We start from the raw sequence: 18,697 nt of genomic DNA on the forward strand, positions 1-18,697 counted from the left end.
CTCGGCGGCCAGAACGAGGCCGATATCACGACGCGTTGAAGAAGGGCGGCGCCAGCCTCGACCAGATCAAATCCGTTCAGCTGGTGCCGCTTCCGCCGCCGAACATCGAGGACGCGCTGCGCAAGGGCCAGATCGACGCGGCCGCGCTGGGCGGGCAGTTCCAGCAGCGGGCGCTCGCCGTCGGCGGGTTGCGCCCGGTGTTCACCGAGATCACCGAGTACGGCCCGTTCAGGAGCGGACCACGCCGCGCGATGCGGTGATCGCCGAGTTCACGAAGATCATCGAGGGCCGTCATCGCTCCGGTGAATCCACCGCGACGCTGAAATACTGGCTCTCGGCGGGCATTCCGTCGCCTTACGGCGCGGTGTCGGCGCAGGACTTCACCCGCTGGGAGAGCTGGCTGCAGGACACCGGCGCGATCCACGACAAGCTCGACGCGAGCAAGTTCTTCACCAACAAGTTCAACACCCTGGCCCCGCAGTACAGCTGATCTGACACCCGGTAAGGGGACGGACACGAAATGTCCGTCCCCTTCGCTCATTTCAGCGGGAAGCCGTGCGCGGTGAGCTGATCGCGCAGGCGGTGGCGGCCGTTGAGGGCCGCGACCGAGCCGAGGCGGGTCAGCACCCGGTCGATCCAGGAGTGGGTCAAGTCCTGTTCGGCGTAGAACTCGGCGATGCGGTCCTCGTAGTCGGCGATGGGCTTCGCCTGCCCGGTGGGGTCGTAGGTTTCCGCGTGGAGCACCGCCGCCTGCGGCAGCCGTGGCTTCACGCGGGTGTTCTCGGCCGGATCCGGTCGCCCGACGACCAAGCCGACCACCGGGAAAACCCCTGCGGGTAAACCCAATTCGGCCGACACCTGCTCCGGATGATTGCGGATCGCGCCGATGTAGACGGTGCCGTAGCCCAGGGATTCGGCCGCCACGACGGCGTTCTGTGCGGCGAGGGCGGCGTCGAGGAACGCCACGAAACTCGATTCCAGATAGTCCGCGCCGTCGAGGGGAACCTCGCGACCGGCGGCCAGCGTCCGGGCGCGCGCCAGATCCGCGGTCCAGACCAGCAGCAGCGGGGCCTGCGTGATGTGCTCCTGGCCGCCGGCGAGGACCGCCAAACGTGCCTTGCGTTCGGGCTCGCGGACCGCGATCACGCTCCACGCCTGCAGGTTCGAGGAGGTGGGCGCGGACTGGGCGGCCGAGACCAGGAGCCGCACGATCGCGTCCGGGATCGGGTCGGGGAGGTAGCGCCGCACGGATCGATGCTCGTGCAGCACCTGCAGTACCGGATTCCATTCGGCGGGCGGGACCGATTCCGGGTCGCGGTAGCGCCGTGCCACCACCTGCTGCGGGGATGAAGCGATCTGGGTCATGACCAGTACGGTGGCGGCCCGATCGCGCCCAGTCACGTATTACCTGTAGCTCGAGCAGAACCTCACCCCGGGCACCGCCGCGCGGACTCTCACCAGGCCCGACGACCCACGAGTTCGCGGTGGTCGGCCGCTTGCCAACAATCTGAAATGAAGATATTTTCCTTTATCTGTCGGCTGCTGCGACCTGCGTCACAGTCGAAACCCTAACCGGCATGGCCGCGGCTCGATGAGGATTTGCGTTGATCAGTTCCAGGACACCGGGCAGGGCCGTCCTCCTGCCGCCGCCGGCGGCCACCCCCGAACCCGATTCCACCGGTGTGCGGCCGGGCTTCGCCTGGCGCGGCGTCCTGCTGGTCTCGGGAGTGATCACGCTCGTCTGGTCGGTCTCCGCGGCCCGCTATCAGCTCGCCGGTGACGAGCTCTACTACCTCGCGTGCGGGCGGCGACTGGCGGTCGACTACGTCGACAACGGTCCGGTCATCCCGTTGATCGCGCGGCTGTGCGATCTGATCGCGCCGGGATCGGTGCTCGCGCTGCGGATTCCGGGTTTGCTGCTGCTGATCCTGGTCTCGGTGCTCACGGCGGCGGTGGCCTACGAGCTGGGTGCGCGGCCGCGCGTTCAGATGCTGGCCGCGGCGGGTTACGCGTGCTCGCCGTTCGTGGTCGCCTACACCGTCCTCGACAGCGTCGCCTTCGATGTGGCCTGCCAGGCGTCGATCATCTGGATGCTGGTGCGCTGGGTCCGCGTTCGCCACGACCGCCTGCTGCTCGGCGTGGGTGTCGCGGCCGCGATCGACGTCCAGGACAAATGGCTGATTCTGCTGCTGACGGCCTGCGTCGGCCTCGCGGTACTGGTGGCCGGGCCCCGCGAGATCCTGCGCCGCCCCGCACTGTGGTTGGGGCTGTTGATCTTCGCGGTGGCCATGACTCCGGCCCTGCTGTGGCAGGCCTCGCGGGATTGGCCGCAGCTGGCGACCAATGCCGCCATCGCCAAGGAGACCGCGGGCAGCGACGGCGGGCAGCTCGGGACCATCCTCGCGATCATGATCACCACCGGATTCCTGGGCGGCGGGCTGGGCGTTCTCGGCCTCTACGGCCTGGCCCGGAAGCTGCGCCCGTACCGGTTCGTGCTCATCGCGGCCGCGTTGATGCTGATCCTGGTGGTCGGCGGCCACGGCCGCTCCTACTACGTGGCCGGCATCGTGCCCGCGATCTTCGGCGCGGGCGCGGCGACGCTGTCGGGCTTCCTCGAACCCGGCGCCGACCGCCGAATCCTGTGGCGGCGGTTGTTCACCGGTCTGGTCGTGCTGTCCACCGTGCTGACCGCGTTCCTGGCGATGCTGCCCTACCCGAAGAGCAAGATCGCGGTCACCAACAACGGCTACTGGGGCTTCATCCAGCACTACGGCAACGACGACTGGGACGAGCTGGCCGATGCAGTGCACCGGGTCGCGATCGACCTTCCCGTCGCCGAGCAGCCCGGTACCGCCGTCGTCGCCGAGGCCTACAACGGCGCGGGCGCGCTGGATCACTTCCGGCGCTATCAATGGATTCCGCCGGTGTACAGCCCCAATCGCGGCTTCTCCGAATTCGGTCCGCCGCCGGATTCGGCCACCACGATCGTGTACGTCGGCTACACCAACGACTCCCCCGAAAAGCGCGCGTTCCTGGCCAATTTCGCGCAGACCACGCTGGCGGCGCAGTTGGTCGACCCGCTCGGCATCGCCGGCCAGAACCATGCCATGAGCATCTACATCTGTCGCGCGCCGCTGGTTCCGCTGTCGGTCGCGTGGCCGAAATTGACCTACATGATCGTCCCGCCGGCCTAGTGCGCAAGAATGCGACACGACGCTACTTCTGTTCGAGGATTCGCATGATCAGTTTCAGGACCGGAGGCGCCGGACTCCCGCTCCGGCTCGCCGCCACCGTCGCCGTGCTCGCCGCGGCGGGCACGGTGGGCACCGCCACCGCCGACGAGCCGACCGCGGCCGCGGGCAAAACCCTTGTGGTGATGGGTGATTCGTTCGCCGCGAACCCCGCGTGCGACGGCGTCCTGGTCAAATGCGACGGCAACAACGACGCCGCGGCCCACGAATGCCTGCAGCGGCCCACCTCGTGGCCGGTTCAGCTGAGCGCGCTCATGGGCGTCGCCGCAACGGATTTCGAGAACGCGACGTGCACCAACGCCTCGATCGACAGCGGACCGGTGACCTCGACCGGCCAGCAGGTCCCGGGCCGCGACGGCTACACCCTGGCACAACTGGCGATCAAGGCCGCCAAGAACGGCGCCTTCGGACCGCGCACCAAGGTGGTGGCAATCCAATTGGGCGCCAACGACGAATGGCCCGCCGACTCCGCCACCACCGCCGACGCTCCCGCCCAGCTGACCTGTGCGTTCAACCTCGCCCAGGGCTGTGACGCCGACGCGGTGACCCAGGGCCGCTGGCCCGACCTGAACTCGGTCACCGGCGCGGCCTACGCCGACCGCATCCGCAAGGTCGTCGACTACGTGAAGTACTACGCGCCCAACGCGCGCATCACCCTGGTCGGCTATCCCGAACTGGCCCCGGCGGGTTCGACCGCCTGGTGCCTGAGCGCCCTGGGCGTCCTGCACTACGTGCAACCGCGCGGCGGCGCGATCAACGAGTTCTGGAACCGCGTGGATGACGCCGAACGCGATGCGGCCCAACAGCTTTCGATCGACTTCGTCGACGCCCGAACCCCCACCGCCGGCCACGGCCTCTGCGCCGCCGATCCCTGGCTGCTGGGCGCACTGGACCCGCAGGTGAATCTGGTCGGCCTGCCCTTCCACCCCTCCCCGCGCGGCGACACCGCGGTCGCCACCGAGGTTTACGCTCACGTCGCCCAGACCCGCTGATCGGCCTGCCCGCCGCGGGACTCAGTTGTGCGGCGGGAACTGGCCGTCAGCAACGACTTTCGTGCCGTGCAGGCTGAGCGTGACGACGCTCGGACCGCCCGCCGGGCAGCACATCGCCTCGCCGGCGGCGATCCAGTGGTAGGTCACGGTGACCGAGTCGCGCGTCTTGCCGGTGATCTGCGTGTACATGTAGGGCTCGGTGCTCGCGGTGCCGAGATACGTACCGTTGGTGAAGAACAGAATGTGGGTGTACGGGTGATTGACGGTCGAGTTGGCCGTCATCCAGGACAGCACCCCGTTGCAGCCGGCGGAGAGCGGGTTGTCGCTGGACTCTCCCGCCTGCCATTGACCCACCGGCGGCGGTGACAGCCGCGCCAGTGCCGAGCGGGCGAGGTCGGAGTTCACGTCGAAGCACAGACCGTGTCCGCTGCCGGCCGGTGCGGCCGGCTGCTGGGCGGCGGCCGTGGCGGTCGTCGATACGCCCGGCGTGGTGGCGGTGCTCGCGCAGCCGGTCACCGCGACCACCCCGGCAGCCGCCGCCACCAGCACCGATGACCTGAACCTCATGTGTCCCTCCGCTGTCGCGTCACGCCCTCATCATCGAGCAGATCGTCGCCCCCGTTATCGAGCGCGGCCGTCACGGCGGTCCCGGAGTGCGAGAATGCGTTATGGGCATCAAGATCGACGGGTTGGATTCCGCGCTGCTGGCGGAGTTGGCCACGGACCCGCGAACGCCGATCCTGGAGTTGGCGCAACGGCTGGGAATCGCGCGAAACACGGTGCAGGCCAGGATGAAACGACTCGAGGCCGCGGGGGTGGTGCGGGGTTATCCGCCGGATGTGGATCTGGAGGCGATCGGGTTCGCCGTGCACGCGTTCCTCGGGATCGAGCTCAACCAGAACAAGATGAACGACATCGTCGCAGCGCTGCGGGAGTTCCCGAATGTGCTCGAGGTGCACGCGACCACCGGGCGCAACGATCTGCTGGTGCGGCTGGCGGCACGCACCCAGCAGGATCTGCTGGCGATCATCCAGCGGGTGCACGCCGTCCCCGGCGTGAAGCACACCGAGACCATGCTGGCCCTGGCGACCCCGGTCGAATACCGGTCGCTGCCGCTCGTCGATCATCTGACCCGGCATCCCCCGGCCGAATGACGGCCTGATCAATCTGATGCGCGCGTCACAGTGTTCCAGATCACTTTTGAGCAGATTGCTCAACTTTCCGCGCCGTAGTTGACACAGATCACACATCACGGCAGATTTCGCTGCACCGATCGCTTGATCCCTTCGCGTGCAGCTCACAAGGCTGTGGAGAGTGTGGTGACTGTCAATGACCGACGTTGCCTGGGCGCCTGTCCGGCAGGCCGAACCGGCTTCGCCCTACGACCTCGCCGACCGCTACCGGTCCGGTGCGGGCCCGGTCCTTCTCACCGGAGTGCAGGCCATCGCCAGACTGCTGGTCGAACAGCATGTGCGCGATATGCGCGCCGGGCATCGGGTCGCGACCTTCGTGTCCGGCTATCAGGGCAGCCCGCTGGGCGGAGTCGACAAGATGCTGCTGGGCATGCCGAACGTGTTGAGCGAGCACGACATCAAGTTCGTGCCGGGGTTCAACGAAGAGCTGGCCGCGACCGCGGTCTGGGGTAGTCAGGCCGATCTGCCCGCGGGTACCGCGACACACGATGGCGTCGTGGGTGTTTGGTACGGCAAGGGGCCCGGCGTGGACCGGGCCACCGACGCCATTCGCCACGCCAATATGTACGGGGTGAATCCGCGCGGCGGCGTGCTGCTGCTGGTCGGCGACGATCCGGCCGCCAAATCCTCGACCGTGCCCGCGGTGAGCGAGCGGTCGCTGGCGGCCATGGGCGTGCCGGTGCTGTTTCCGCGCAATGCCCGCGAGATCATCACCATGGGCATGCAGGGGGTGGCGCTGTCGCGGGCCTCGGGCTGCGTCGTGGCGATGAAGATCGTGGCCGATGTCGCGGACGGCGCGTGGACGGTCGACTCCTCGGTCGCCGACCTGCCCATCGCGGTGCCCGAAGTGCAGTGGGAGGGAAAGACTTTCGCCTACCGGCAGCGGCCGATGGCGGCCCCGGCCGACAGCCTGCTGGCCGAGGCGGACCTGTACGGGCCGCGCTGGGCCACCGTGCGCGCCTTCGGGACGGCCAACGATCTCGACGTGATCGAGGTGGATCCCCCGGCCGCGCGGCTCGGGATCGCCGCCACCGGAACCACCTTCGACGCGGTCCGGCAGGCGCTGGTGGATCTCGGCGTCGACGAGGCCGCCATGCATCGCGCGGGAATCCGGTTGCTGCGCATCGGGATGCCGTATCCCGTGGGGGCGTCCAAGGTGCTCGAGTTCGCGCACGGCCTCGAGCAGGTGATCGTGGTCGAGGACAAGACCGCGTTCCTCGAGACCCAGATCCGCGAGATCCTCTACGGCACAACGGATGCGCCCCGCATCGTCGGCAAGCTCGACGCCAACGGCCGGCCGCTCATGCCGTTCGACGGTGAGCTGACCGCGGGCCGGCTGCTGGGTCCGCTGCGGCGCGTGCTGCGCGACCACGTCGAGCTGAAAAAGGCTCCGCCGCCACCGCTTTCACTGGAGGTGCTGTCCGCCAAGCGGACCCCGTACTTCTGCAGCGGCTGCCCGCACAACCGCTCCACCGCCCTGCCGGAGGGCTCGATCGGCGGGGGCGGCATCGGCTGCCACACGCTGGTGACGCTGTCGGGTCGCAGCGACAGCGCGGTCACCGGCCTCACCCAGATGGGCGGCGAGGGCAGTCAGTGGATCGGGCAGGCCCCGTTCACCGATGTGCCGCACCTGTTCCAGAACATCGGCGACGGCACCTTCTTCCACTCGGGGCAACTGGCCGTGCAGGCGTGCGTGGCGGCGGGGGTGAACATCACCTACAAGCTGCTCTACAACGAGGTCGTCGCCATGACCGGCGCGCAGGACGTGGAAGGCGGGCTGACCGTCGCGAAACTGACCCACAAGCTGACCGTCGAAGGCGTCAAGCAGATCATCATCTGCGCCGATGATCCCCAGCGGCACAATAAGAAAGCGCTGGCCAAAGGCACCCTGCTATGGCATCGCGACCGGCTCGACGAGGCCCAGCGCATGCTGCGCGAGATCGAGGGCGTCACCGTGCTGATCTACGACCAGCACTGCGCCGCCGACGCGCGCCGCCAGCGCAAGCGCGGCACCCTGCCGGTCCGCAACACCCGCGTGGTGATCAACGAGGCGGTGTGCGAGGGCTGCGGCGACTGCGGGACCAAGTCCAATTGCCTGTCGGTGCAGCCGGTCGAGACGGAGTTCGGGCGCAAGACCCGCATCGATCAGACCTCCTGCAATACCGACTACAGCTGCCTGGACGGCGACTGCCCGTCGTTCGTGACCGTGGAGCTGAACCCGGATGCCAAGGGGCGCAAGGCGCCCAAGCGCAAGACCGCCGAGCCGCCGGCGGTGGCGGATCCGGGGCTGGGCACGCCGGTGGGCACCCAGAACGTGCTCATCGCGGGGATCGGCGGTACCGGCATCGTCACCGTGAACCAGGTGCTGGCCACGGCCGCGCTGCGGGCCGGGTACGCGGTGGAGAGCCTCGACCAGATCGGTTTGAGCCAGAAGGCCGGGCCGGTGCTGTCCCACTTGCGTTTCGCCGCAACCGAATTGGAGCCGTCCAACCGGCTCACCCCGGGCAGCGCGAACTGCATCATGGCCATCGACCTGCTGGGCGCGGCCGACCCCAAGAACCTCCAGTACGGCAATCCGGGGGCCACCGTCGTGGTCGCCTCCACCAGCCAGACGCCGACCGGCGATATGGTCTACGACAAGTCGGTCGCCTATCCCGACACCCGATCGATGCTGGATCGCCTTGCGGCGGTGTCGGATTCGCTGTTCGACTTCGACGCGCTGGCGGCGGCGCAGCAGCTGTTCGGCACTACCGCCGCCGCCAACTTCCTGCTGGTCGGCGCGGCCTTCCAGACCGGCGGGTTGCGCCTGCCCGCGGCGGCCATCGAGGAGGCCATCGGCATCAACGGGGTCGCGGTGACGGCGAATATCGCGGCCTTCCGCTGGGGCCGGGTGGCCATCGCCGACCCGGACGCGTTCGCGGTCGCCACCGAATCGGCTGCGGCACGGCGTGTTCCGAAGATCGCGCCCGAGGAATTGCTGGTGGGGACCAGCCTCGACGGGGAGGTCCGGCGACTGGCCGGGCTGCGGGCCGCGGAACTGGTCGAATACCAGAACGCGAAGGTCGCGCGGCGCTACCTCGAGACGGTCCAGGCTGCCTGGGTCGCGGAGCGGGCCGTCACCGAACGCACCGATTTCAGCGCGGCGGTGGCGCGCGGACTCTACAAGTTCACCGCCTACAAGGACGAGTACGAGGTCGCCCGGCTGCTGGTGGACCCGGACTTCCTGGCCGATGTGCAGGCCCAGGTCCCCAGCGGTGAGAACCTCACCTACAAGTTGCATCCCCCGATGCTGCGCGCCATGGGCCGCAAGAAGAAGATCGGCCTCACCCCGAAATCCCATGTGGCCCTGAAGCTTCTCGCCAAGGGCAAGTCGTTGCGCGGCACCAAACTCGACCCCTTCGGCTACGCCCACGTCCGAAAGGTGGAGCGGGAGCTGCTGTCCCACTACACCGAAATGATCCACCGCCTCGCCGCCGGCCTGACCGACCAGACCTACGCCACCGCCACCGAGGCGGCCGCCCTCCCCGACCTGGTCCGCGGCTACGAGGACGTAAAACTCGGCAACGTGGAGCGCTACCGCACCCGCCTACGCGAACTCGGCCTCGACAGCTAGGCACCCCCGCCCAGACCATCCCACCCGCTATCCGACGTACCCCCAACCCATCCCAAGACCCCCACCCCCCGACCCGCCCTTCCGGCGTGTCCCCGTCCCGTCATTCCGGCGTGCTCTTGGCCGGAATCCTCCACACCCGCGTGCGGCAGAGAGGTGTGGATCCCGGCCAAACCCACGCCGGGATGACGAAGTGTGCCCACACCGGCTGACCACCACCACGTGGCCAGGCATAACGGTCGCCCGCCGTGCGACCAGGACATCGGCCGCGCCCGGTGCGGCCACCCACCCCGGCCGCACACCGCGCGGCTACTACCGGGCCGTCACCAGGCGGCCCACTCACCAGCCGCCCACCCCGCGGCTGCCAGCCGGGTCGTGTACCACGCGACCCACTACACGGCCGCCACCAGCGGCCTGCCATGAAAGGAATCGATTGTGACCGCAATGCACACCGACGCAGGGGTTTTCGGACGCTCGCAGGAATTGAGCGGACGACGGCACGAGCAGGTGGTGTTCTGTGAGGACGACAAGAGCGGGCTCAAGGCGATCATCGCGATTCACTCGACCACGCTGGGACCGGCGCTGGGCGGGACCCGCATGTATCCGTACGCGTCGGAATCGGCGGCGTTGGACGATGTGCTGCGGCTGTCATGGGGCATGACCTACAAGGCCGCCGCCGCGGGCCTGGATCTGGGCGGCGGCAAGGCCGTCATCATCGGCGATCCCGCGCGCGACAAGAGCGAGGAGATGTTCGCGGCCTACGCGCGGTTCGTGGAATCGCTGGGCGGCCGCTACATCACCGCGGGCGACGTGGGCACCAATACCGACGACCTGGACGCCATCGGCCGCTACACCAGCCACGTCACCGGCCGCAGCATCGCCGCGGGCGGCTCCGGCGACAGCGCCCGGCTCACCGCGCTGGGCGTGTTCCAGGCCATGCGCGCGGGCGCCGAATCCGTCTGGGGCGCACCGACCCTGGCCGGCCGCACGGTCGGCGTCGAAGGCGTCGGCAAGGTCGGCCGCGAGCTCATCGCCCTGCTGCTCGCCGACGGCGCGGAGGTCTGCGCCACCGATGTGAACGACGCGGCGCTGCAGCATATTTCGACCCAGCATCCCGCTGTTCGACTGTTGAGCAACGTCTCCACCGCTCCGGTCGACGTCTACGCCCCCTGCGCGCTCGGCGGCACGCTCACCCCGACATCCGCCGACGCCATCGAGGCGAAGCTGGTCTGCGGCGCCGCCAACAATCAGTTGGCCACGCCCGCAGTGGAATACGTCCTGAACGAGCGCGGCATCACCTGGGTGCCGGATTTCGTGGCCAATGGCGGCGGGCTCGTGCAGGTGGCCGGGGAACTGCGTCACGCAGCCCCGGCCGAGGTCGAAGACGCGGTGAGGGGCATCTTCGACCGTTGCCGCGACATCCTCGCGGAAAGCAAGGCCGAGGGAATCGGCACCGGCGCGGCGGCGAACAGGTTCGCGGAACGGCGTCTGGACGCCATCCCGCGAGCGCTCTGATCGCACCGCAGTAATTCAGGGAAGGACACGCACAGTGGCGTTCGTGAGCGGCATGTTCCGCACCAAATCGGTCGAGCAATCGATCCGGGATACCGATGAACCGGATTCCAAGCTACGCAAGGATCTGACGGCGAGGGATCTCACCATCTTCGGTGTCGCGGTGGTGATCGGGGCGGGCATCTTCACCCTGACCGCCCGGACCGCCGGCACGGTCGCGGGACCGTCGGTCTCGCTGGCCTTCGTGTTCGCGGCCATCGCGTGCGGGCTGACGGCCCTGTGCTACGCCGAGTTCGCCTCGACGGTGCCGGTGGCGGGCAGCGCGTACACGTTCGCGTACGCCACTTTCGGCGAGGTCATCGCCTGGATCATCGGGTGGGACCTGATTCTCGAGTTCGCCCTGGCGGTTTCGGTGGTCGCCAAGGGGTGGTCGCAGTACCTGGGTGAGGTGCTCGGCGGGGTGGTGAACCCGGTCGCGTCGATCGGCTCGCTGCACTTCGACTGGGGCGCAGTCGTGATCATCGCGATCGTCGGCGTGCTGCTGGCCACCGGCACCAAACTCTCCTCCCGGGTGTCGGCCGTCGCGGTCGCCGTCAAACTGGCCGTGATCGCGCTGGTGCTGGTGGTAGGCGCGACCTATTTCAAGGCGTCCAACCTCACCCCCTACATTCCGCCGGCGCAGCCGTCGCAGCAGGCCGGCGGTGTGCACCAGTCGCTGTTCTCCTTCCTGACCGGTTCCGGCGGAACGTCTTTCGGCTGGTACGGCCTGCTGGCGGCGGCCTCGCTGGTGTTCTTCGCGTTCGTCGGCTTCGACGTGGTCGCCACCACCGCCGAGGAGACCCGCAACCCGCAACGGGATGTGCCGCGCGGCATCTTCGGCTCGCTCGCCATCGTGACCGTGCTCTACGTCGCGGTGTCGCTGGTACTCACCGGCATGGTGCCCTACACCGAACTGGCCAGCGGAAACGCCACCCTGGCAACCGCTTTCGCGATCCACGGCGTCACCTGGGCCAAGAACATCATCTCCATCGGCGCGCTGGCGGGGCTGTCGACGGTGGTCATGGTGATGTTCCTGGGTCAGACCCGGGTGCTGTTCGCCATGGCCCGCGACGGCCTGCTGCCGCGCGGCCTGGCGCACACCGGCAAGCACGGCACGCCGGTGCGCCTGACCGTGATCGTCGGCGTGGTCTGCGCGCTGCTCGCCGGATTCGTGGACTTCGGCACGCTCGAGGAAATGGTCAATATCGGCACCCTGGTGGCGTTCGTGCTGGTGTCGCTGGGCGTGCCGATCCTGCGCCGCACTCGCCCCGATCTGAAGCGCGGCTTCCGCGTGCCGCTCGTGCCGGTGGTGCCGATCCTGGCGGCCCTGGCCTGTCTGTGGCTGATGCTCAACCTGTCGATCGAGACGTGGCTGCGCTTCGTCATCTGGATGGCCGCGGGCATCGTCATCTACTTCGCCTACTCCCGCCGCCACTCCGTACTGGGCCGCGCGCACGCCACGGCCGCCCGCTCGATTCCGGCGGCGGAATCCATTCCGGCCGCCGAGCCCGACCCCGTCGGATGATGCCCTGTCCCGAGTCACCGCTCGTACGCCGTCTAGTGGCTGCGACATGGGCTGATACGTTGGCCTGGTGACCCGAACCCAGGACGTGACAGCGACACAGCAGCGGGACCCGATCGGCGAGGCCGGCACCACGGCGTACTACCTCGCGCAGGAGCCCGCGGTCGAGGGCTACGAACGGTATCTGGCCAGCGCGTCGACGGTGAGCGTGTGGGCGGCGACGATGCAGCACGGCGCTCCCCCGTCGGCGCTGCTGGCCCGGGCCGTCGAACGATGCGCACCCCGCGCGGGCGCCCGGGTCGCGCGCTTGACGATGGAGATCCTCGGGCCGGTGCCGGTCGGGGAGGTCGAGGTGCGGGCCTGGGTCGAACGGCCCGGCAAGCGAATCGAATTGATCGCCGCCGAACTCATCGCCACCCAGCCCGACGGGAGCCGCCGGGCGGTCGCCAAGGCCACCGCCTGGCGGATCGCCACGTCGGACACCAGCGGCGTGACTCACGCCGCCGACGCGCCGCTGCCGCCGGTCCCGGAGCCCACCGAGGTCGGGTGGGGCGTGCCGGACGGCTGGGATGTCGGGTACGTGCGCTCGGTCGAGATCCGGGCCGTCGCCGGTGACGACGTCACCCGGCGGGTGTGGGTGCGACCGCTCGTCGAGGTCGTCGCGGGCGAGGAGATCTCGCCGCTGGTGCGGGTGTTCTCGGTCGCCGATGTCGCCAATGGCATTGGCGCACGGCTGGATCCGAACCGGTTCACCTTCCTCAACACCGATCTCACCATCGACCTGTTCCGGCTCCCGGTCAGCGAATGGATCGGGCTGGCGGTGCAGACCTCGATCGGGCCCGACGGCGTCGGCACGTGCTCGACAGTCCTGCACGACGAACAGGGCCCGATCGGGCGCTGCCTCCAGATCCTCGAGGTCCGCCCGCGCTGACGCGGCACTGTCCATCGCCGGCCTGGCGGTGCCCATCGCGGGACCGGCGATAAGGAAACCGATATCGTCGAAGCCGTGGACCCGCTGCGTCAACTGCGCTACTTCATCGCCGTGGCCGAGGAGCTGCACTTCGGGCGGGCGGCTCAGCGGTTGCGGATCGCTCAACCGGCCTTGAGCCAACGCATTCGGAAGCTGGAGAGCGAGCTGGGCGCCCGGCTGCTGGAACGCGACAGCAGGCGCGTCGAGCTCACCGAGGCGGGCCAGATTCTGCTGGTGGAGGCGCGAGACCTGATCGCGCGCTGGGAGCGGACGGCGTCGCTGGTCGGCAAGGCGCATCGCGGCGAGATCGACGCGCTGCGGGTCGGGGTGCCGCCAGAGCTGGCGGGGCGCGTGCTCGCGGCCGTGCTGACCGCGTTCGAGAGCCGCGAGGTGCGGGTGGATCTCCAGGAGCTGACCACCGCGGAACAGGTTCGGCTGCTGGCGGATCGGCAGCTGGACGCCGGACTGCTGCAATATCCGGTGGACGTGGTCGGCCTGGAATCCGGTCCGGCGGTGGAGACCCCGCTCGGGGTGGTGCTGCCCCGCGACTCCCCGCTCGCGGCACGCTCCACCTTGACACTGTCCGAGCTGGCGGGAAACGGACTGGTGATCTTCCCCCGCGCCGCCGCCCCGGGCCTCTACGACGCCACCCTGCGCACCTGCTGGGAGCACGGCTTCCGGCCCACCTCGGTGCAGCACGCCCGCAATCCCGAATTCGTGCTCGGCATGGTGCTCTCCGGGCGCGGCGTCGCCTTCGATCAGGGATTGGTGGCGCAGAAGGAGCCGCGGGTGGTGTGGCGGCCGCTGCCGGAAGGGACGTTGAGCTGGCGGTTCGCGCTGACCTGGCCCGCCGCCGCACCGCATCCGCTGGTGCGGGACCTCGCGGAACTCATCGTCACCGTGATGCAGGGTGACGGCGCGTCCCGTCCGGTCCCCGTTCCCTCGATGCCGAATCAGGCTGTGCCGCAACGTCCGTGGGATGTGGTGGCGGGCCGGTCGTGACGGATTCGCGCCGGGCCGCCCGCGGGCAGCTGTGCACGATGCGCTCGACGGCCGTGCGCGCCGCCTCCCCGATGGCCCGATCCACCGCGGGCTGCCGACCGGCGAGCAGCTGGGAGACGGTGAAAACCGCGACGGCGCAACGACTTCCATCTGGGTAGCCGACGACACCGATCTCGTTGCGAATGCCGGGCATCGTCCCGGTCTTGGACCAGATATCCGTGCCAGGCGGGAAGCCGGACGGCAGCCGGTTCCCGAACACCTGCTGTCGCATGAGATCTCGAACCCAACCGCAGACCTCCGGGCCCGCGGCCCGGTCCGTGGCGATCGCCGCCAGCAGGCTCGTCATCTCGCGCGCCGTGCTCGCGGTGGTGCGCAGCGGATCCACCGCGCTCGAGCCGAACACCTCGGCGTCACTGGATTCCGGGTAGCGCCGGGCGAATTCGTGCAGATCGCGGGCGCCGATATCCGCGGCCATGCGGTACAGGATGTCGCGCAGCGAGCCCACGATCCGGGTCCGGGTGAGCCCGAGCTCACGCACCAGCGAGCGCACGTTCTCCACCCCGACGCGATCGAACAGCAGATCGGCGGCGGTGTTGTCGCTGATCGTGAGTGCGAAGCGGGCGGCGTCGCGCAGGCTGTACTCCACATCGTCGAGGCAGCCGGCGGTGCCGACGCCGCCCAGCCGGGTGGCGGCGGTGGCCCGCACCCGATCGGTGGCGTCGAGCTGCCCGGCCGCGACCTGCCGCGCGAACTCCAGCACCAGCGGCACCTTCACCACCGAGGACAGCACCACCGGTTCGTCCGCGCCCCAGCCGAATTCACCGGCGCAGTCGACACAGCGGGCGTGCACTCGGCCCTGGACGCCGACACTCCCGAAGATCTGGTCCATCCCTCCAGCATTCCCGGTGCCCGATTCGCGTCGTCGACCACCCGCGACGGCGTCGATGAAATCGCCGCACGCTGGGACGATAGCGGAAACATTATCGATTGTCGGTCGTGTCGGTCTTGGACAGCCACCGGTGCTCCGTGTTGGGGTGGCAGGCATGGCAGAGTTCAGCAGGAAGACGCTCACGGGTGTCTGCGCGGCGGCAATGCTGGTGACGGCGACGGCGTGCGCCACCAATTCCACGTCGGGGCTGGCCAAGACGGTCGATGCCTTCGCCGACGCGCTCACCCGCGACGATGTGCCGGCGGCCGCCAAGGCGACCAGCGACCCGGCCAAGGCCACCGACACGCTGGGCACGCTGTACGACAATCTGGGCAAGCAGGTGAACTTCACCGCGAGCAAGATCGAGGACAGCGACCAGGGCGGCACCTTCACCCTGAACGCCACCTGGAAACTCGGCAAGGACGGCAAGGACCAGTGGACGTACACGACCACCGGCCGCGCCGACCGATCCGGGGGTGACTGGAAGGTCCAGTGGGATCCGGCCACCGTCGCGCCCGGCCTGAACGTCGGTCCCCTGTCCTACGGCCTCGTCTACCCCGACCCGGCCAAGGTGCTCGACGGCGCGGGCGGTGACCTGCTCACCCAGCAGGTGGTGACGCTGGTGAACGTCGCTCCCGGCGCCGACACCGCCGCGGTCGCCGCCGCCCTGGCGCCGGTCGCACCGGACGTCACCGCTGCGAGTTTGAACTCGGAACTCGCGGCAGCCCAGGGCAAACCGGTGACGGCGGTGACGCTGCGCGACTCCGATTACGCCACTGTGCGATCCGGGCTGGAGAACCTGCCGAATGTCACACTGCCCCAGCAGACTCGCTTGCTGACCGTCGACAAATCCCTGTCCTCGCCGACCTTCTCGGGCCTGTCCGACCTGTGGCAGCAGCAGGCCGACGCGGCGGCGGGCTGGGCGGTGCGCGCGCAGGGCAGCGACGGCACCCAGCGCGTCGGCGGCCCGGATCCCAAGCCCGTCAGCGATATTCACACCACGCTCGATGTCGGATTGCAGCGGGCCGCCGAGGCCGCGCTCACGCCCGTCACCACCCCGGCGGCGATCGTCGCGTTGCAGCCCTCCACCGGAAAGGTGCTGGCCATGGCGCAGAACGCGGCCGGGGACGCGCAGGGGCCGATCGCGCTGACCGGGCTGTATCCGCCGGGGTCGACCTTCAAGACCGTCACCGTCTCGGCCGCCATGCAGGCGGGCGAGGTCGCCCCCGACTCGATGGTCGCCTGCCCCGGCAAGGAGAACATCGAGGGCCGGGAGATTCCCAACGACAACAACTTCGACCTCGGGCAGGTGCCGCTGCACACCGGGTTCGCCAAGTCCTGCAACACCACCATGGGCCGACTGGCTGTGCAGCTGCCGCCGGACGGGCTGACCCAGGCGGCCGCGCAACTCGGGCTCGGAATCGACTATGTGACACCGGGTTTGACCACCGTGACCGGGAGCGTGCCGACCGCCGACACGCCCGCCCTGCGCGTGGAGGAGGGCATCGGTCAGGGCAAGGTCACCGGCTCCCCGTTCGGCATGGCGCTGGTGGCCGCCGCGCTGGCGCGTGGGTCGGTGCCGCCGCCGATGCTGGTGCAAGGCCAGCCCGGCACCACCGCCAAACAGCCGCCCGCCCTCCCGGCCGGTATCGCCGATCAAGTGAAAGCCATGATGCGCGAGACGATCACGGGCGGCACCGCCACCGCGTTGCGCGATATTCCGGGCCTGCTCGGCAAGACCGGCACCGCCGAGTACATCGACGACAAGCACGCGCACGGCTGGTTCGTCGGCATCGACGGCGACCTGGCGTTCGCCGTATTCATCAGCGACGCGGGCAGTTCCGACCCGGCCGTCCAGGCCGCCGGCCGGATGCTGCGCGCCGCACACTGACGCTCTTTTCCCGACCGCACTCCAATGTTCGAAAGGCTTGTTTTGTCGACCCTGAAATACCGCGCCCTGGCAACCCTGCTGCTATTCACGCCGCTGGCCACGAGCTGCGGGCACGACACGAAAACCGAAGCAGTGCCGAGCACTTCGACCGCAGCGGTGCAACCGACGACCGATGACACCGCGTTCCGAAACCTCGAACAGCAGCACAATGCCCGGATCGGCGTGGTCGCGATCGACACGGGAACCGGTAAGACGCTCGGCTACCGGCAACAGGAACGCTTCGCCTTCGACTCCACGTTCAAGGCGCTCGCCTGCGGGGCGTTGCTACACGCGCATCCGCTGTCCACCGGATTCTTCGACCAGGTCCGGCATTTCGGCTCCGACAAGGTGGTGGCGAATTCGCCCGTCACCAGCACCCGGGTGGACAGCGGCATGACGGTGGCCGAACTCTGCGAGGCGGCCATCACCGTCAGCGACAATACGGCGGGCAACCAGATCCTCGAATTGCTGGGCGGCCCAGCGGCTCTCACCGCCTTCCTGCGCTCGATCGGTGATCAGACCACCCGCATGGACCGCTGGGAACCGGACCTCAACACCAATATCCCCGGCGACGACCGCGACACCACCACCCCCGCCGCGATCGCCGCCGACTATCGCGCCCTGGTGCTGGGTGACACCTTGGCCGCGCCCGAACGCACGCGCCTCACCGATTGGCTGCTCGCCACCAAGACCGGCGACACTCGCATTCGCGCCGGCCTCCCGGCCGATTGGAAGACCGGCGACAAGACCGGCAGCGGCGATTACGGCACCGCCAACGACATCGCGGTCACCTGGCCGGCGGGCGGCGGCGCGCCGCTGGTGATCGCGGTGCTGACCACCAAGCCCGAGCAGGCCGCACCCTTCGACAATCCGCTGGTGGCCGCGGCCGCCAAGGCCACCGTCGACCCGCTCCGCTGACGGGAGGGGCGGTGGCCACCCGGCCACCCCCCTCGAATACCACACCGTCAGTTGGTGATTCGCCCGCCGGCCACGTCGATGGTGATGCCGCTCAGATACGACGACGCGTCAGAGGCCAGGAACAGCGCGGCCTGCGCGACGTCGGCGGTCTCCCCCAGCCGCCGCAGCGGGTGCGCGGCGGCCACCTGCTGTTGCACCGGCTGCGGCATGTTCGCGGCCACCTTCTCGGTCAGGATCGACGACGGCGCAAGGGAATTCACCCGAATGCCCTGCGGGCCGAGTTCGGCGGCGAGGTGCCGCGTCATCATGACGATCCCGGCCTTGGCCACCCCGTAGGCGAGGTTGGCCTGGCTGGGCTGGCGGCCCGCCGAGGACGACATGGTGACGATGCTGCCCGAGCCCTGCGCCAGCATCATCGGCAGGAAAGCCTGCACGGTCAGGAACGCCGAGGTGAGATCCGAATCCAGTACCTGCCGCCAGAGCTGTTCCGGCAGTTCGGCACTCGGCGTCGGACGGCCTAGGCCGCCGGCGAAGACGCCGAGCACGTCCACCCGGCCGAACTCGAATTCCACCAGTTCGCGCACGCCGATCAGCTCGGCCGCCGAGGTGACGTCCGCGACCGCGGCCACCGCGGTCCCACCGGCATCCGTAATCTGGGCGACCACCTCGTCGAGGTCAGGTTTGGACCGACCGACCACGCATACCTGTGCCTGCTGCGCGGCGAGCTGCCTGGCGGTCTCGGCGCCGATCCCCCGCGAGCCGCCAGTGATGACCGCGGTCTTGCCGGCGAGGTCGGAATAAGTGCTGAGCATGGGAATGACCTTTCGAAA

16 protein-coding genes are annotated in these 18,697 nt (G+C 69.2%); 12 read left to right on the forward strand and 4 right to left on the reverse strand.

Annotated elements, in window-relative coordinates:
• Positions 1 to 35: 35 nt before the first annotated feature.
• Together D7D52_RS38565 and D7D52_RS38570 are read left to right on the forward strand one after the other, a co-directional pair.
• On the forward strand, positions 36 to 260 hold the full coding sequence (locus tag D7D52_RS38565; RefSeq protein WP_187703054.1) for a type 2 periplasmic-binding domain-containing protein: 225 nt from the start codon (positions 36 to 38) through the stop codon (positions 258 to 260).
• Positions 257 to 490, forward strand: coding sequence for a hypothetical protein (locus D7D52_RS38570; protein ID WP_187703055.1), 234 nt, complete (start codon positions 257 to 259; stop codon positions 488 to 490). Before D7D52_RS38565 ends, D7D52_RS38570 begins: the two co-directional genes overlap by 4 nt.
• A 47-nt stretch (positions 491 to 537) precedes the next feature.
• Here the strand turns inward: D7D52_RS38570 and D7D52_RS30650 are convergent, their stop codons facing one another.
• Complete coding sequence (locus D7D52_RS30650; protein WP_120744586.1) at positions 538 to 1,365, reverse strand: NADPH-dependent oxidoreductase; 828 nt, start codon at positions 1,363 to 1,365, stop codon at positions 538 to 540.
• A gap of 239 nt (positions 1,366 to 1,604) precedes the next feature.
• On the opposite strand from D7D52_RS30650, the gene D7D52_RS30655 reads away from it, so the two are divergent.
• Complete coding sequence (locus tag D7D52_RS30655; RefSeq protein WP_120741937.1) at positions 1,605 to 3,194, forward strand: ArnT family glycosyltransferase; 1,590 nt, start codon at positions 1,605 to 1,607, stop codon at positions 3,192 to 3,194.
• A gap of 44 nt (positions 3,195 to 3,238) precedes the next feature.
• Positions 3,239 to 4,243: an SGNH/GDSL hydrolase family protein gene (locus tag D7D52_RS30660; RefSeq protein WP_162958658.1), complete on the forward strand. Its 1,005-nt coding sequence runs from the start codon at positions 3,239 to 3,241 to the stop codon at positions 4,241 to 4,243.
• A gap of 21 nt (positions 4,244 to 4,264) precedes the next feature.
• Here D7D52_RS30660 and D7D52_RS30665 read toward each other — a convergent pair whose 3' ends face one another.
• The gene (locus tag D7D52_RS30665) at positions 4,265 to 4,810 is read right to left on the reverse strand and encodes an LppP/LprE family lipoprotein (RefSeq protein ID WP_120741939.1); all 546 of its coding nucleotides are present in this window, start codon (positions 4,808 to 4,810) and stop codon (positions 4,265 to 4,267) included.
• A gap of 101 nt (positions 4,811 to 4,911) precedes the next feature.
• Here D7D52_RS30665 and D7D52_RS30670 point away from each other — a divergent pair, with 101 nt between their 5' ends.
• From D7D52_RS30670 to D7D52_RS30695, 6 genes are all read left to right on the forward strand, one after another.
• The gene (locus D7D52_RS30670) at positions 4,912 to 5,397 is read left to right on the forward strand and encodes an Lrp/AsnC family transcriptional regulator (RefSeq protein ID WP_120741941.1); all 486 of its coding nucleotides are present in this window, start codon (positions 4,912 to 4,914) and stop codon (positions 5,395 to 5,397) included.
• Positions 5,398 to 5,572: 175 nt separating this feature from the next.
• Entirely contained in the window at positions 5,573 to 9,049 is a 3,477-nt protein-coding gene (locus D7D52_RS30675) for an indolepyruvate ferredoxin oxidoreductase family protein (protein ID WP_120741943.1), read from the forward strand.
• A gap of 441 nt (positions 9,050 to 9,490) precedes the next feature.
• Positions 9,491 to 10,561 (forward strand): Glu/Leu/Phe/Val family dehydrogenase, encoded by a 1,071-nt coding sequence (locus tag D7D52_RS30680; protein ID WP_120741945.1) that lies wholly within the window; start codon positions 9,491 to 9,493, stop codon positions 10,559 to 10,561.
• Positions 10,562 to 10,613: 52 nt separating this feature from the next.
• Complete coding sequence (locus D7D52_RS30685) at positions 10,614 to 12,122, forward strand: amino acid permease (protein WP_120744588.1); 1,509 nt, start codon at positions 10,614 to 10,616, stop codon at positions 12,120 to 12,122.
• A gap of 67 nt (positions 12,123 to 12,189) precedes the next feature.
• A complete protein-coding gene (locus tag D7D52_RS30690) occupies positions 12,190 to 13,050 on the forward strand; it encodes a thioesterase family protein (RefSeq protein WP_246023404.1) in 861 nt (286 codons plus the stop codon).
• A 75-nt stretch (positions 13,051 to 13,125) separates the two neighbouring features.
• Positions 13,126 to 14,091, forward strand: coding sequence for a LysR family transcriptional regulator (locus D7D52_RS30695; protein WP_120741946.1), 966 nt, complete (start codon positions 13,126 to 13,128; stop codon positions 14,089 to 14,091).
• Here D7D52_RS30695 and D7D52_RS30700 read toward each other — a convergent pair.
• Positions 13,985 to 14,980, reverse strand: coding sequence for a serine hydrolase (locus tag D7D52_RS30700; RefSeq protein ID WP_120741948.1), 996 nt, complete (start codon positions 14,978 to 14,980; stop codon positions 13,985 to 13,987). The two genes, D7D52_RS30695 and D7D52_RS30700, sit on opposite strands and share 107 nt — an antisense overlap.
• Positions 14,981 to 15,134: 154 nt before the next feature.
• On the opposite strand from D7D52_RS30700, the gene D7D52_RS30705 reads away from it, so the two are divergent.
• Both D7D52_RS30705 and bla read left to right on the forward strand, forming a co-directional pair.
• Complete coding sequence (locus D7D52_RS30705; RefSeq protein ID WP_187703056.1) at positions 15,135 to 16,910, forward strand: penicillin-binding transpeptidase domain-containing protein; 1,776 nt, start codon at positions 15,135 to 15,137, stop codon at positions 16,908 to 16,910.
• Between the two features lie 42 nt (positions 16,911 to 16,952).
• Positions 16,953 to 17,867, forward strand: a complete 915-nt coding sequence (bla, locus tag D7D52_RS30710; RefSeq protein ID WP_246023406.1) for a class A beta-lactamase — start codon at positions 16,953 to 16,955, stop codon at positions 17,865 to 17,867.
• A 47-nt stretch (positions 17,868 to 17,914) separates the two neighbouring features.
• Here bla and D7D52_RS30715 read toward each other — a convergent pair whose 3' ends face one another.
• On the reverse strand, positions 17,915 to 18,679 hold the full coding sequence (locus D7D52_RS30715; RefSeq protein WP_120741954.1) for an SDR family NAD(P)-dependent oxidoreductase: 765 nt from the start codon (positions 18,677 to 18,679) through the stop codon (positions 17,915 to 17,917).
• Positions 18,680 to 18,697 lie beyond the last annotated feature (18 nt).

The organism is Nocardia yunnanensis (assembly GCF_003626895.1).
GTDB classification, from domain to species: Bacteria; Actinomycetota; Actinomycetes; order Mycobacteriales; family Mycobacteriaceae; genus Nocardia; species Nocardia yunnanensis.

Excerpts from the sequence above, each read along its gene's own strand:
- D7D52_RS30650 (WP_120744586.1), bottom strand. The coding sequence starts at position 1,365 with ATGACCCAGATCGCTTCATCCCCGCAGCAGGTGGTGGCACGGCGCTAC.
- D7D52_RS30660 (WP_162958658.1), top strand. The coding sequence starts at position 3,239 with ATGATCAGTTTCAGGACCGGAGGCGCCGGACTCCCGCTCCGGCTCGCC.
- D7D52_RS30665 (WP_120741939.1), bottom strand. The coding sequence starts at position 4,810 with ATGAGGTTCAGGTCATCGGTGCTGGTGGCGGCGGCTGCCGGGGTGGTC.
- D7D52_RS30670 (WP_120741941.1), top strand. The coding sequence starts at position 4,912 with ATGGGCATCAAGATCGACGGGTTGGATTCCGCGCTGCTGGCGGAGTTG.
- D7D52_RS30675 (WP_120741943.1), top strand. The coding sequence starts at position 5,573 with ATGACCGACGTTGCCTGGGCGCCTGTCCGGCAGGCCGAACCGGCTTCG.
- D7D52_RS30680 (WP_120741945.1), top strand. The coding sequence starts at position 9,491 with ATGCACACCGACGCAGGGGTTTTCGGACGCTCGCAGGAATTGAGCGGA.
- D7D52_RS30685 (WP_120744588.1), top strand. The coding sequence starts at position 10,614 with ATGTTCCGCACCAAATCGGTCGAGCAATCGATCCGGGATACCGATGAA.
- D7D52_RS30700 (WP_120741948.1), bottom strand. The coding sequence starts at position 14,980 with ATGGACCAGATCTTCGGGAGTGTCGGCGTCCAGGGCCGAGTGCACGCC.
- D7D52_RS30705 (WP_187703056.1), top strand. The coding sequence starts at position 15,135 with ATGGCAGAGTTCAGCAGGAAGACGCTCACGGGTGTCTGCGCGGCGGCA.
- D7D52_RS30715 (WP_120741954.1), bottom strand. The coding sequence starts at position 18,679 with ATGCTCAGCACTTATTCCGACCTCGCCGGCAAGACCGCGGTCATCACT.